The 13,487-nt window shown below is 68.9% G+C and carries 13 protein-coding genes and 1 pseudogene; 7 read left to right on the top strand and 7 right to left on the bottom strand.

What is annotated here, in order from left to right; all coding sequences use genetic code 11:
- Positions 1 to 407: 407 nt before the first annotated feature.
- On the bottom strand, positions 408 to 4,133 hold the full coding sequence (locus AQJ91_RS15610) for an ABC transporter ATP-binding protein (protein ID WP_067021382.1): 3,726 nt from the start codon (positions 4,131 to 4,133) through the stop codon (positions 408 to 410).
- 291 nt (positions 4,134 to 4,424) lie between these two features.
- Complete coding sequence (locus tag AQJ91_RS15605) at positions 4,425 to 5,279, bottom strand: serine hydrolase (protein WP_067021380.1); 855 nt, start codon at positions 5,277 to 5,279, stop codon at positions 4,425 to 4,427.
- Positions 5,280 to 5,413: 134 nt separating this feature from the next.
- On the opposite strand from AQJ91_RS15605, the gene AQJ91_RS15600 reads away from it, so the two are divergent.
- Positions 5,414 to 5,677 carry a hypothetical protein gene (locus AQJ91_RS15600; RefSeq protein WP_067021378.1) on the top strand — a complete coding sequence of 88 codons (264 nt, stop codon included), beginning with the start codon at positions 5,414 to 5,416 and terminating at the stop codon, positions 5,675 to 5,677.
- Between the two features lie 59 nt (positions 5,678 to 5,736).
- Entirely contained in the window at positions 5,737 to 6,060 is a 324-nt protein-coding gene (locus AQJ91_RS15595; RefSeq protein ID WP_234382286.1) for a PIN domain-containing protein, read from the top strand.
- A 14-nt stretch (positions 6,061 to 6,074) separates the two neighbouring features.
- On the opposite strand, the gene AQJ91_RS15590 is transcribed toward AQJ91_RS15595, so the two are convergent.
- The gene (locus AQJ91_RS15590; RefSeq protein WP_407696862.1) at positions 6,075 to 6,401 is read right to left on the bottom strand and encodes a hypothetical protein; all 327 of its coding nucleotides are present in this window, start codon (positions 6,399 to 6,401) and stop codon (positions 6,075 to 6,077) included.
- Positions 6,402 to 6,774: 373 nt separating this feature from the next.
- Between AQJ91_RS15590 and AQJ91_RS15585 the strand changes: the two genes are divergently transcribed.
- From AQJ91_RS15585 to AQJ91_RS15570, 4 genes and pseudogenes are all read left to right on the top strand, one after another.
- On the top strand, positions 6,775 to 7,572 hold the full coding sequence (locus AQJ91_RS15585) for a helix-turn-helix domain-containing protein (RefSeq protein ID WP_067021373.1): 798 nt from the start codon (positions 6,775 to 6,777) through the stop codon (positions 7,570 to 7,572).
- Complete coding sequence (locus tag AQJ91_RS15580) at positions 7,565 to 7,780, top strand: DUF397 domain-containing protein (RefSeq protein ID WP_067021371.1); 216 nt, start codon at positions 7,565 to 7,567, stop codon at positions 7,778 to 7,780. Before AQJ91_RS15585 ends, AQJ91_RS15580 begins: the two co-directional genes overlap by 8 nt.
- A gap of 247 nt (positions 7,781 to 8,027) precedes the next feature.
- Positions 8,028 to 8,411, top strand: a pseudogene (locus tag AQJ91_RS15575) (mannosyltransferase YkcB-related protein); the annotation flags it as partial.
- 222 nt (positions 8,412 to 8,633) lie between these two features.
- Positions 8,634 to 9,437, top strand: a complete 804-nt coding sequence (locus tag AQJ91_RS15570; RefSeq protein WP_067021367.1) for an endonuclease I family protein — start codon at positions 8,634 to 8,636, stop codon at positions 9,435 to 9,437.
- Between the two features lie 100 nt (positions 9,438 to 9,537).
- Here AQJ91_RS15570 and AQJ91_RS15565 read toward each other — a convergent pair whose 3' ends face one another.
- The 4 genes from AQJ91_RS15565 to AQJ91_RS15555 all read right to left on the bottom strand — a co-directional run bounded on the left by AQJ91_RS15565 (position 9,538) and on the right by AQJ91_RS15555 (position 12,135).
- A complete protein-coding gene (locus AQJ91_RS15565) occupies positions 9,538 to 10,476 on the bottom strand; it encodes a DUF6807 domain-containing protein (protein ID WP_067021365.1) in 939 nt (312 codons plus the stop codon).
- Positions 10,473 to 11,588 carry a Gfo/Idh/MocA family protein gene (locus tag AQJ91_RS15560; RefSeq protein WP_067021363.1) on the bottom strand — a complete coding sequence of 372 codons (1,116 nt, stop codon included), beginning with the start codon at positions 11,586 to 11,588 and terminating at the stop codon, positions 10,473 to 10,475. The genes AQJ91_RS15565 and AQJ91_RS15560 overlap by 4 nt, the downstream gene beginning before the upstream one ends.
- Before the next feature lie 89 nt (positions 11,589 to 11,677).
- A complete protein-coding gene (locus tag AQJ91_RS53580; protein ID WP_159054566.1) occupies positions 11,678 to 11,851 on the bottom strand; it encodes a hypothetical protein in 174 nt (57 codons plus the stop codon).
- Positions 11,848 to 12,135 carry a carbohydrate ABC transporter permease gene (locus AQJ91_RS15555; protein ID WP_067021361.1) on the bottom strand — a complete coding sequence of 96 codons (288 nt, stop codon included), beginning with the start codon at positions 12,133 to 12,135 and terminating at the stop codon, positions 11,848 to 11,850. The genes AQJ91_RS53580 and AQJ91_RS15555 overlap by 4 nt, the downstream gene beginning before the upstream one ends.
- Before the next feature lie 184 nt (positions 12,136 to 12,319).
- On the opposite strand from AQJ91_RS15555, the gene AQJ91_RS15550 reads away from it, so the two are divergent.
- Positions 12,320 to 13,348 carry a LacI family DNA-binding transcriptional regulator gene (locus AQJ91_RS15550; RefSeq protein ID WP_067021359.1) on the top strand — a complete coding sequence of 343 codons (1,029 nt, stop codon included), beginning with the start codon at positions 12,320 to 12,322 and terminating at the stop codon, positions 13,346 to 13,348.
- The last annotated feature ends 139 nt before the right edge of the window (positions 13,349 to 13,487 follow it).

Here is a 13,487-nt window from a genome sequence, read left to right as displayed (position 1 = left end):
CCACTGTCGTCCACTGTGTCGTCCTCCCCGTACCCCGGCGATGAGCGTACTGGTGTACGGACGCAGGACGTATGCCGCATGGTTGCGCGACCGTCACCATGACGCGCTCACCGGTTCTCCCGGGAACGTCCGCCACGACTCCGCATACCGGCGCCAACAACTCCTCGCGCGTGCCGCAGCCGGGCCCTGTCCGGTGAGCTGGACGGCACCCTGGCTGCGGACCGTCTCGCCCGCCCAGCCGTGAGCCGAACCTCCCGCTACCGGACTCCTCCCCGACCGGTCCGCCCGGCCGCAGACCCACACACCATCGGCGACCCGCCCCGGCGGGCCCGCGCCGCGGTCGCGGTTGCCCGCCCGGGCGGCAAGTGCCGGTCGGCGGGACGCGGCGTCGGCCACCGGCAGGCCGCTCAGGCCGCGGCCGGCGCGTCCTCCCCCACGAAGGTCCGCCACAGCTCCGCGTATCGGCCGCCCCGCGCCAGCAACTCCTGGTGCGTGCCGTCCTCTGCGACCCTGCCGTGGTCCATGACCACGACCCGGTCCGCGCGGGCCGCTGTCGTCAGGCGGTGGGCTACGACCAGGGTGGTGCGCTTGCCGGCGATGCGGTCTGTGGCCTGGTTGACCTGGGATTCCGTGGCCAGGTCCAGGGCTGCCGTGGCCTCGTCGAGGAGGAGGATGTCGGGGTCTACCAGCTCGGCGCGGGCCAGGGCGATCAGCTGGCGTTGGCCGGCGGAGAGGTTGCGGCCGCGTTCGGCGACCTCGTGGAGGTAGCCGCCGTCGAGGGTCGCGATCATCTCGTGCGCGCCGACCGCTCGGGCCGCCGCCTCCACCTCGGCGTCGGTGGCGTCCGGGCGGCCGTAGGCGAGGGCGTCGCGGACGGTGCCCTGGAAGAGGTACGCCTCCTGCGGGACGACGCCCAGGCGGTGCCGGTACGAGGTGATGTCCAGGGTGCGGAGATCCTGGCCGTCGACGGTGACCCGGCCGCCGGTCGGGTCGTAGAAGCGGGCCACCAGCTTGACGAGCGTCGACTTGCCGGCACCCGTCTCGCCGACGAACGCGACCGTCTGCCCGGCGGGGACGACGAGGTCGATCCCGCTCAGGGCCTCCTCCGGTTCGCCGGTGGAGCCGTACGCGAAGTGCACGTCCTCGAAGGCGATCTCACCCCGCAGGGACAGCACCTCGCGCGGCTCCTCCGCCGCCTTCGTCGAGGTCGGCTCCTGGAGCAGTTCCTGGATGCGGCCCAGCGAGACGGTCGCCTGCTGGTAGCCGTCGAAGACCTGGGAGAGCTGCTGGACCGGCGCGAAGAACAGGTCGATGTAGAGCAGGTACGCCACCAGCGCACCCGTCGTCAGCGTCGCCGCCTCGATCCGCGCGCCGCCCATGATCAGCACGGCCGCCGCGGCCCCCGACGCCAAGAACTGCACGAAGGGGAAGTAGATCGAGATCAGCCACTGGCCTCGGATACGGGCCCTGCGGTAGCTGTCGCTGCGCTCCGCGAACCTCGCACCGCCGTCCCGCTCACGCCGGAACGCCTGCACGATCCGCAGCCCGGACACCGACTCCTGGAGATCGGCGTTGACCAACGACACCCGCTCACGGGCGAGTTCGTACGCCTTCACGCTCGCCCGGCGGAAGAAGAACGTCGCGACGATCAGCGGCGGCAGCGTCGCGAACACGACGAGGGCGAGCTCGAGGTCGATCACCAGCAGGACGCCCATGATCCCGAAGAACGTGACGACCGAGACGAACGCCGTGACCAGGCCCGTCTGCAGGAACGTCGACAGCGCGTCGACGTCCGTCGTCATCCTCGTCATGATCCGGCCGGTCAACTCCCGCTCGTAGTAGTCGAGTCCGAGCCGCTGGAGCTGCGCGAAGATCTTCAGGCGGAGGGAGTACAGCACCCTCTCCCCCGTACGCCCCGTCATCCGCATCTCGCCGACCTGCGCCGCCCACTGCACGGTCACCGCGAGCAGCCCCAGCATCGACGCCGCCCACACCGCACCGAGAGCGACCGCGGAGACGCCCTGGTCGATGCCGTACCGGATCAGGACGGGGAGGAGCAGGCCCATGCCCGCGTCCACGGCGACGAGGCCGAGGCTGATCAGCAGGGGGAGCCCGAAGCCTCGCAGCAGCCTGCGCAGGCCGTACGACTCCTCGGGCGTGACCGCGCGCGCCTCGTCGATGTCGGGGGTGTCGTCGGCCGGGGGCAGCGCCTCGACCAGGGCGAGGAGTTCCGGCGTGGCCGGGGACTCGGTCAGCGCCAGGTCCTTGGGCTCGCGGTCGCCGGTCCACAGCCGGGGCGTGACCCCGCGTTCGGCGTCGAACTCGGCGTCCAGCTCGTCGCGTACGGAGGTGTCCTCCTGGGGGCAGGAGGGCTGGGCGTGGCCGGGCGAGACGCCGCCGAGTTCGTCGGGGTCGGTGAGGAGGCGGCGGTAGAGGGCGGACCGCTGCTGGAGCTCCTCGTGGGTGCCGAGGTCGGCGAGGCGCCCGGCGTCCAGGACGGCGATGCGGTCGGCGAGGCCGAGGGTGGAGCGGCGGTGGGCGATGAGGAGGGTCGTGCGGCCCTCCATGACGTGCTTCAGCGCCTCGTGGATCTCGTGCTCGACCCTGGCGTCCACGGCGGAGGTGGCGTCGTCGAGAACGAGGAGCCGCGGGTCGGTGAGGATCGCGCGGGCGAGCGCGACGCGCTGACGCTGGCCGCCGGAGAGGGTGAGGCCGTGCTCGCCGACCTTGGTGTCGTACCCGTCGGGCAGCTCGGCGATGAACCGGTCTGCCTGGGCGGCGCGGGCGGCGGTCTCGATCTCCTCGTCGGTCGCGTCCGGACGGCCGTACGCGATGTTGCTGCGCACGGTGTCGGAGAAGAGGAAGGAGTCCTCGGGGACCAGTCCGATCGCGGCCCGGAGGGAGTCGAGGGTGAGCTCGCGGACGTCGTGGCCGCCGATGAGGACGGCGCCGCGCGTCACGTCGTAGAAGCGGGGCAGGAGGAGGGAGACCGTGGACTTGCCGGAGCCGGAGGAGCCGACGACGGCGAGGGTCTCGCCCGGGCGGATCTCGAAGGACAGCCCGTCGAGGACAGGGCTGGTTTTGCCGGAGGCGTGGTCGTAGCCGAAGGACACGTCGTCGAACTCGACGGTCGCGGGCGCGTCGGCGGGGAGTTCCTTGGTGCCCTCGGTGAGGGACGGCTCGGTGTCGATCAGCTCCAGGACGCGCTCGGTGCCGGCGCGGGCCTGCTGCGCGACGGTCAGCACCATGGCGAGCATGCGGACCGGCCCGACGAGCTGGGCGAGATAGGTGGAGAAGGCGACGAACGTACCGAGGGTGATGTGCCCGCGGACGGCGAGCCAGCCGCCGAGCGCGAGCATCGCGACCTGGCCGAGCGCCGGGACGGCCTGGAGGGCCGGGGTGTACCTGGAATTGAACCGGATGGTCCGCAGCCGCCCCGCGAACAGCCGCCGGCCGACGTCCCTGAGCTTGCCGGTCTCCTGGTCCTCCTGCCCGAAGCCCTTCACCACGCGTACGCCGCTGACGGCGCCGTCGACCACGCCGGCGACGGCGGCGGCCTGGGCCTGGGCGTACCAGGTGGCGGGGTGCAGCCTGGTGCGGCTGCGGCTCGCGATCCACCACAGGGCGGGGGCCACGGCGAGGGCGACCAGGGTGAGCGGCAGCGACAGCCACGCCATCACGACGAGGGAGATCAGGAAGAGCAGGAAGTTCCCGATGGTCATCGGGAGCATGAAGAGCAGGCCCTGGATCAGCTGGAGGTCGCTGGTGGCACGGCCGACCACCTGGCCGGTGGAGAGCTCGTCCTGACGGCGGCCGTCGAGCCGGGTGATCGTCTCGAACATCTCCGTCCGCAGGTCGTGCTGGACGTCGAGGGCGAGGCGGCCGCCGTAGTAGCGGCGGATGTAGGTGAAGACGTAGACGAGCAGGGCCGCGGCAATGAGGGCGCCGGACCAGACCGCCATGGAGCGGCTGTGGCCGCCGATCACGTCATCGATGATCACCTTGGTGATCAACGGGACCAGCGCCATGACCGCCATGCCGGCGAGGGAGGAGCCGAGGGCCAGGACGACGTCCTTGGGATATCGCCACGCGTATCCGGCCAGTCTCCGTGCCCATCCCCGTTGCGGTGTCACGCGGTGCCCTCCGTTTGTCCTGATCTTCCGGAAGGCACCAACGCCGGCGGGGGCGGATTTCATCCCGCCGGGAAGTTCAGACTCGGACCCGCAGGTAATAGAACCGGGTCGTCTGCACCTGGTTCTGGTTGTCGTCGCTCACCAGGAGCACCCTCGGGCCCGCGTAGGACGGGTCGGCGGCGGACAACAGGTGGCGGCCGCCAGGCCGGCCGTGGCGGTCGCGAGTACGGTTCTCAGGCGCATGGGGGTCACCGTGGGGCGGGACGGTGACATGCGGGAGTCCGGAAGGCGTCAGGAGGCGGACGCGAGGTCCCGGTGGATGACCTTGGCGACGCCCTGGATGGTCGTGATGCCGTAGTTCATGGTGCTGTTGCCGTGCGTGAGCACCGTGATCATGTAGTCGTGGCCGCCGCCCTTGAAAGTGCCGACGCTGTGCACGCGCCAGCCGTGCGTGGAGCGTTGCAGCCAGCCGTTCTTGACGGCCACGGAGACACCGGACGGCACTCCGTACGGGGTGCCCCAGCGCTGCGAGGAGATGACCTGGCCCATCAGCTTCAGGATGTAGGCGCGGGCGTTGTCGCTGAGGACCGTGTTGCGTGCGGTGATCAGCTTGAGGAGCTTCTGCTCGTCGGTGACGGTGATCTGGGTCAGGCCCCAGTAGCCGCCCGTGCCGGGCTTGGTCCGGGTCATGCCGGCGGCGGTGAGGAAGCCCTTGATCTTCGTCAGGCCCAGCTGCTTCCAGAGGGTGCTGGTCGCGGCGTTGTCCGACTTGGTGATCATGGCCCTGGCGAGAGTGGCCTCGCGGTCGGTGAGATAGCGGTTGTGCTTCTTCGCGTCCCAGAGCAGCGTGGCCAGGACGGTGACCTTGACGACGCTGGCGGAGTCGTAGGCGGTGGACGGCCGGAGCGTGCAGGTGGTCTTGGTGGTCCGGTCGTAGAGGCCCACCGCGATGGTGCCCTTGCGGGTGGCGAGGGCGGCGGTGATGTCCTTCTTCAGTTTGTCGGCGAGTCCGGCTCTGGCGGACGTGCAGCTGACGGTGGGCGTGGTGGCCGCGGCGGCGGGCGCGGCGGCGGCGACGCAGGAGACGAGCGCTGTGAGCGTTCCTCCCGCGACCCATCTCGCGCGTCTGGATATCCCGTGAGTCATACCCCTGTTGACTCATGAGTTCGAGCGAAAGGTTGTACGCATCCGGGGACGGTTGAGTAAAGGCTGACATCCCAGTTCGTCGAGCTCAGCACGAGCGGCCCGACTCGGCGTATACGCGGGCGTATACTCAGCCCATGTCTGATGCCATGATCCGCGTGCCTGCCGAGGTGCGGGACCGCCTTGCGGTCATCGCCGAGTCCCGTGGGACGTCGATTCGATCCCTGGTCCAGGAGTTCGCCGAGAGCACGCTCACCGATGAGGAGCGGCGCGAGTGGGCGGAGCGGACGCGCGCCTATCTGGCCGAGCACTTCGGCGCCGAGGTCACGGACGAGGAGAGTGCGGCGATGGGCCGCAAGCTGCGTGACGCCTTCTCGCGTCAGCAGGGCGCTGCCGCGTGATCCAGCACCATCTCGTTCTGGACACTCCCACGTTGCTCGCGCTGTCGGGAAATCGTCAGGTGTCCGCACTGATCCACCGGGCGCATTTCGAGCCCGAGACCCGGCTGTGGGCACCGGTCCTGTCGATCCTTGAGGCCGGCGCGGAACACCTGGGGATCGCCGAGCACATCGGCCAGCTCGACGTCGTCCACACCGTCGACCTCGACTATCCGGCGGCGCTCGCCGTCGCCCAGTTGCGCAGAGACGGCGTTCCGCCCGGGATCGCGGCCACCGTCCACGCCGTACGCCACCTCCCCGAGTGGGGCGCGGACGCACTGGTCGCCACTGTCGCCCCGAAGGCGTACGAGGGGCGCGGGGTTCCCGTTTTCGACCTCACGCGCTGACGAGGGCGGGCGACTCAGACTCCGTCGATGCCATCAGGGCTGTCGTAGGCGGGTGTGGCGAGGCGGGCGCCACGGCTCTCCGCGATGCGGTGAACGTCGCGCAGCGCCTCGCTCATGCGGGCTGCCAGGAAGTGGAGTTGGGCGAGGGTGACCTTGTGGTCGGCGAGCATGTCGGCTGCGTGGTCGAGTAGTTCGCCGGCCATACCGAGCTGCACGCTCTCGATGTCGTCGGCGACCCGGGAGAGGTACCCGGTCCCGTCGGTTACCAGGTAGCAGGGCTGGCCTCCCGACCCCGTCCAGGGCAGGAGTCGTGCGCCGCCCACGCCGTTCATCTGGTTCATGCTTCCCGTCACCTGGCGCCCTTCACAACGACCGCTGCGGGGATGCCGTACGACCCGATACCGATCCCGAATACGGCGACCGGAGGCGTCGCCTGGAGTGGGCGAGAACCTGTGTGGTGAACGGTCGGCCCGTTCACCAACGGGGTTTCGGCGTACGCGGTGTTGCAACGGCACGAATACCGGCCGGGGCGGCGCAGGAACCGCAGCAGCGGCTCGAAAAGGCGGGCGATGCGGTGACGCATGTCGTGAACTCCGTTCCTGTTCCACTCGATGTGTCGCGTTGTGTAGCGATCCACTCACAGAGTGAGATGCCTCGGTCTAGGCTCGCCAGAGGGTTGCGTGTGACCAGGCATTCGTCGCAAGGAAGTTGGCCATGAGCAACACTTACGGTGACTGGCTGAGGCAGCAGCGCGAGACGGCGGGGCTGACGCAGCAGCAGCTGGCCGACCGGGCGATCATGACGCGTTCGCATATCGCGCACATCGAGGCGGGGCGCAGGGTGCCGTCGAAGGAGGACGCTCGGCGGCTGGACAGGGCGCTGAACACGGGGAATGTGCTGAGCAGTTTCCTGCCACAGGACGACGACGTGGCGACCGCCGACTACTTCGAGGCGATGCTCGTACTCGAACAACAGGCGGTGATAATCCGCGAGTTCGGCCTGACGTACTTCCCGGGCATCCTCCAGACGAGAGGGTACGCAAGTGCGGTCCTGGGCTCGGCGTTCCCTCCGGTGAGCGAGGAGGAGCGTGACAGGCGCGTCGTCACACGCCTTGAGCGCGCGAGGATTCTCGAAGACCCGGTGACTCCCGTGGTGTGGGCGCTGCTGGACGAGACGATGCTGCGACGCCCTGCGGCCGGCGCAGACGTCATGGCGGAGCAGATCATGCACGTCGTTCATCTCACCGAGACTGGACGCATCCGCGCACATGTGTTGCCGTTTGGTGTGGACACTCATCCAATGATGGAGAGCATGCTCACGCTGCTGTGGTTCGAGGACCAGCCACCTCTGGCGTACACCGAGGGGATGCGGCTGGGGAAGGTGCACGACTCCCCATCCGTGGTCCACGAGTTGCAGAGTCGATACGATCTTGCGCTGAGCGACGCACTGCCGTTGAAGGAGTCACTGGCCCTGCTGAGGGCAACAGCGAAGGACTACGGACACCATGACTGACCGAACCATCTCAAACGCTGCCACACTGAGTGGCTGGCGCAAGTCGTCCTACAGCAACAGCGAAGCCGGCAGCTGTCTCGAAGTCCTCGACGACCACCCCTCCGGCGTCCCCGTCCGCGACTCCAAGACCCCGCACGGCCCGGCACTGATCTTCTCCGCCGCCAACTGGTCGGCCTTCGTCACAGCCGTCAAAGAGTCACAGCCCTGAGCCGACGACAACCTGAGAGTGCAGGGGGACGGGCGGGCAAACACGGGTGAGAGCTTCCGCGCGAGCAACAAGGTGGAGCGCAAGCTCGGGGCACCAGCCACGGGCTGGCTAGGGCTTGAAGCAGCGCGAACTCCTCGCGGATGCGGGCGGCTACGGCCGGAACGAGCAGGCTGTTGGCGTGAAAGAGTGCCACGTCGCAGCCGAACGGCACCGGCCCGCGCTCAGAGGTATGTACCCCGGACCGATCGGCTTCGGTGGCGGTATGGGCGGAGGCGGCGCGAGCACCGAGCTCATCGCCTGCCTGAAGGAGCACCAGGACGGCCCAAGTGGCAGCGGCGAGCCCGTCATCTCCATGTGGGGCTGGTCCGGCAGCGACAAGGCGATGACGCTGGCCAAGCTCAAGGAGCTGGTGAAAGACGGCGAACTGCACTACGTCCAGGTCGGTTCCGGCGGCGGCATGGGCGGCGGCCCCGGCGGCGGTTCGAACCTCAGCACCGAGGTGACGGAGTGGGTGCAGAAGAACGGGACGGCGTTGAAGGCGAGCGAGTACAGCAAGAGCGCGACGTCGGACGCATCTGACACATCTGAGACGTCGACGATCTACCGTCTGGACCCGTCGGACGTCAGCTGACGCCGACCAGCCCCCAGGCAGCGGAACGACCCTCGACCACTAGAACTCAAGCCCGGTCGGGGGCCGTTTGGCATGCCAGACGCTGTCAACTCGCGTAGACAAGGGGCAATTTGCCGGTTCCCGTCACCTGATGGACACGTACAAGCCATGGACACACCCACGTGTCCATGTCACTCTCCCGTTTGCCGCCTCCATTCAACACGCGTAGATGGGACACCCCACATGCCGGCGACACACATACGCCGCTGGAAGTCGGTGGCTCTGGCCACCGCCACCGTCCTGGTCGGCCTCACCGCTCCGGCCCTGACCGCGACTCCGGCAGCCGCCACCACGACCGCGTACGACTCGACGTACTACAAGAACGCGATCGGCAAGACGGGCACCAGCCTCAAGTCCTCCCTGCACACGATCATCAGCCCCCAGACGAAGCTGTCGTACTCGGCGGTCTGGGGAGCCCTGAAGGTCACGGACCAGGACCCGAACAACAGCAACAACGTGAAGCTGCTGTACTCGGGCATCTCGCGCAGCAAGTCCCTCAACGGCGGCGACAGCGGCGACTGGAACCGCGAGCACGTGTGGGCGAAGTCCCACGGCGACTTCGGCACCGCGACCGGCCCCGGCACCGACCTCCACCACCTCCGCCCGGAGGACGTGCAGGTCAACTCCATCCGCGGCAACAAGGACTTCGACAACGGCGGCAGCAGTTTCACCAACTCCGGCGGCAGCCTCACCGACTCGAACTCCTTCGAGCCCCGTGACGCCGTCAAGGGCGACGTGGCCCGCATGATCCTCTACATGGCCGTCCGCTACGAGGGCGACGACAGCTGGGCCGACCTGGAGCCCAACGACTCGGTGAGCAACGGCAGCGCCCCGTACCACGGCCGCCTCTCGGTCCTGAAGCAGTGGAACGACGAGGACCCGCCGGACGCCTTCGAGGAGCGCCGCAACCAGCTCATCTACACCAACTACCAGGGCAACCGGAACCCGTTCATCGACCACCCGGAGTGGGTCGAGGCGATCTGGTAGACAGCTGTGGCTGGTTTGAACTCGCCGGCAACAGCCGGTGAGTTCAAACCAGCGGGCCACACCGCCCCGTCAACCTAGGCCGATCCGGGCTCCCGGGCATTCATGCGGGTTCGCCGGCAGCGGTGATCGTGTCGGATCGCGCGAGCACCTCGCGCACCGCGTCCGCGAGTGCGGGAGCCGCGCTCGCGTCGGCGTCGGCGATGCCCACGCCGTAGCGGAACCGCACGGTGGCGCCGGCCTCGACGGTCAGCTCCTCGCTGAAGAACGGTGCCGGGTTGAGGCAGGCGAACTCCTCTGTCCGGGCGAACCACTGGGGCGGGTGGTTCGGGTTGGCCGCGTCGTCGACCATGAGCACCAGCGACTGTGCGTCCGTCTCGTCGTGGCGGCCCGCGAAAGCCATCCACGGCAGGCGCCGCCCGCGGACCTCGTCGCCGCCCATGCCTTCCTCGGTCACGAACTGCCCCCCGGTGAACGATCGCGGGCCCCGCCAGAACAGACCGCCGTAGCCGGCGTTCTCCCGTCCCTTGGTGGTCGGCGATCCCATGGCGACGTCCGTTCCGGAGACGTTCGTCATCTGCGTCTCGAACGTCAACGCCCAGGCGTGCGGGGAGACCAGGCTCGCCCGCAGCGTCCTGCGTTCCGTGAAGAACAGCTTGCCGGACTGGGTGATCCAGTCCAGGTCGTGGGTGAACGTCGCCGTACCGTCGGCCCGGTTCAGGGTGACGACCCCGCGGTGGGCCTGGGTCCCGTTGTTCTCCAGCTGGACGTAGAAGCGCCCGTGGACGTACGTGGGGCCGCCCCAGAAGTTCTCCTCGCCGACGTGGGGCAGGGACCATGCGATGCCCTTGTGCCACACGTGGTCGTGGGGCCGGAACAGGCTGACCACCTTGCCGGCCCGGGTGCGCAGGGGGTGGATGTAGGGCTTGGGCGATTCCAGCTGGACGGTGTCCGGGTGGTACACGTAGCGGAACAGCTCGGTGCCGCCGTCGCGGACCGTGACCGTGGCACCGACGTCGTGGCTGATGTCAAGAGCGTTCATACCAGGGCCTCCTTGACCCGATCCCACGGCACGGCGCCGCCGTCCATGCTGAGCGTGAACGGGTCGTCGCCCTCCAGTTCCCCCGCGGCGACACGGACTCCGCGGAACGCCGAGGCGTACGTCGCCGCCGCGAACTCCAGGGTGCGGCGCGCGTCCGGCAGGGAGACACCGGGTTCCTGACCGGTGTCCCAGGCGTCGAACACGGCCTCGATCTGGAGCCTGTGGCCGCTCATGATGTCCGGCTCGTCGCCGTCGGCCCACAGGGCCGCGAGCTCCTCATGGCCGGGGGCGGGCGTGAACCGCCAGTGCTCCTCGCGGTAGCCGTAGAGGTGCTCGACTTCGACCGTGGCGTACTCGAAGTCGAAGCGCAGCCGCGACGTCTCCCGGGGGGACAGCAGGGAGTTGACCACCGTGGCGAGGGCTCCGTTGTCGAAGCGCACGGCGGCGACCGAGACGTCCTCGGTGTCCGTGGGCCGGGCCTGGCGGTCGGCGAGCGCGGTGATCACGGACCAGGGGCCGAGGACCGACAGCATCAGGTCGAACTGATGGATACCGTGTCCCATGGTGGGGCCGCCTCCCTCGACGTCCCAGCGTCCCCGCCACGGCACGTCGAAGTACTCGTCCGACCGGTACCACAGGGTCTCGCACGTGGCGACCAGCGGCCGGCCCAGTACGCCGGCCGTGGCCAGCCGGCGCAGGCGTACGGCCGCCGCGCCATAGCGGTGCTGGAAGACGGTCAGGACCCTGGAGCCGGTCTGCTCCTGCACCTCGGCCAGTTCGTCCATCTCGCGCAGGCTCAGTGCCGTCGGCTTCTCCACCAGGGCGGTGACGCCTGCCCGCATCGCCAGGGAAGCCAGGGGGGCGTGGGTCTGCGGTGGCGTGCAGATGTGCACGAGGTCGAGCTTCCCGCTCTCCAGCAGGGCCTGCGGGTCGCTGAAGACGTGCGGCACGGAGAATCGGTCGGCGAACTCGGCGGCGCGGGTGGGGTCGACGTCGGCGACAGCGACCAGGCGGGCGCGTTCGGAGAGGTGGGTGAGGGCTTCGGCATGGGCATGGGCGATTCCGCCGGTGCCGATGATGGCCACGCGGTACGGCGGCCGGGAGCTGGGCATGGGTGGTTACTCTCTCTTGGTTTCCGACCCGCTCTTTGGCGGGGCTCCCCGGGGGCCGTGGGCAGCGGCGACGGCCCCCGGGGACGGGGTCACTTGGCCGCGTCGATCTCGCGCTGGAGCTCCTTGATGAAGGCCTCCGCGGCGGCTTCCGGCGAGGTCTTCTTGAAGTAGACCTCCTGGCTGTAGCGCTGCAGCGCCGGTTCGATGCCACTTCCGCCGTTGGGGGTCACGACCGGCGACTCACCCGGCGTCACCGTGTTCATGTACTGGGCGGTCTCCGGCCAGAGCGAGCACCCGGCCGACCGAGCGACTTGTGCAGCCGCTCGTCGTGGAGCATTCGCGTCCAGTTGTCCAGTCCGCTGAACTGCGGCGGCTGCAGCAGGTTGTACTTGGTGAAGCTGAGGTACAGCGAGGCCAGCATCGGGCCGAGCGTGATCCCGAAGAGCCCGGCGAACCAGGGCAGTAGGAAGAAGAACGCCGCCTTGTTCTGCTGTCGCGCGCCCCGTTGGGACCCGCGCAGCCGGCGTAGTTCGTTGATGGAGCTCACGGCACTGCTCCCTTGAGCGGCGGCATCGGAAACACAGTGGTGCGGGCCCGCCCCGGGCCCCGCGTGACCAAAAAGTGATCGTTCACTCTTTGGGTTGCGAGGACTATAGTGAACGATCACTTTTTGCGTCAATAGCGTGTAGGCTCTGAGTTCCGCAACGTTGACGGACGGGTGGGAGAAGCGGATGGACGGCGCTGACACGGCGCGACGACGACCGACGATCACCGATGTGGCGCGACTCGCCGAGGTGTCGCCCCAGACGGTGTCGCGGTATCTGCGGTTCAACGGCGGGCTCAAGCCGGCGACCCTGGAGCGCGTGGAGAAGGCGATCCGTGAACTGGACTACCGCCCCAACCTGGTGGCGCGGTCCATGCGCACGCAGAAGACCGGCCGGCTGGCGATCCTCATGCCCGCCATGGCGTTCAACCCGTCCCGCATGCTGGCGGGGGCCAGCGCGACGGCACAGGCCTCAGGGTATTTCGTGGACGTCGTCAGTGCAGGGGGCGGCGTACGGCCGAGGAGTGAACGCCTCCTGGAGCTCGCCGACTCGGGACAGTACGAGGGCATCCTCTCCCTCGCCCCCGTGCTCCCCTCGATGGAGAACAAGCTGCACCAGAGGACGACCGTGGTGATCTCGGCCGACTTCGACGACGAGATGCGCGGCATCGGGGAACTCGCCGACGCCACGCCCATCGTGCGGATGATCGAGCACTTGGTGGCGCTCGGCCACTCCCGGTTCTTTCATGTGGCGGGCGACGGACACTTCGCTTCGGCGAGGGCGCGCAGGCAGAGCTACCTGGACACGGTCGAACGCCTCGGGGCCGAGTCCCTCGGTGTCTTCGACGGCGACTGGTCCGGCGAGTCCGGCATCGAAGCGATCCGATCGCTCCCGAGCGATGCCCGTCCGACAGCGGTGATCGCGGCCAACGACCTCGTCGCCGCCGGCGTCGTCCGGGGCGCGCGGGAGCGCGGCTGGGACGTGCCCGGCGACGTCAGCGTGACCGGCTGGGACAACGTCGGGGTCGGGCAGTTCATGACCCCCTCCCTGACCACCGTCGACGTGGATCTCGAACGGCTCGGCAGCAAGGCCATGGCCAAGCTGATAGCGGGCCTGACGAACACGGCGCCCGAGCCGAACGACGTATCCCTGTTCCGGATCATCTGGCGGGAGTCGACGGCCGAGCCGCCCCCTGGAAGCCGCCTTGCTCCGTAAACGGGTCTTCGAACTTGAGCGGTGTGTCGTCCCGAGTGGACTGGCTGGCTGTCACGTTGCGTGAGAGCCACGGGTGGTGGAGTTTGCCCTGGCAGCAGGATGCCCGTGGCCATCAGTGATCATTTCTGTTCTCGACGCA

Source organism: Streptomyces dysideae, assembly GCF_001514305.1.
In the GTDB taxonomy this organism is placed as follows: domain Bacteria; phylum Actinomycetota; class Actinomycetes; order Streptomycetales; family Streptomycetaceae; genus Streptomyces; species Streptomyces dysideae.
Note: the sequence above shows the minus strand (reverse complement) of the source record. Positions and strands in the feature narration are given on the sequence as shown.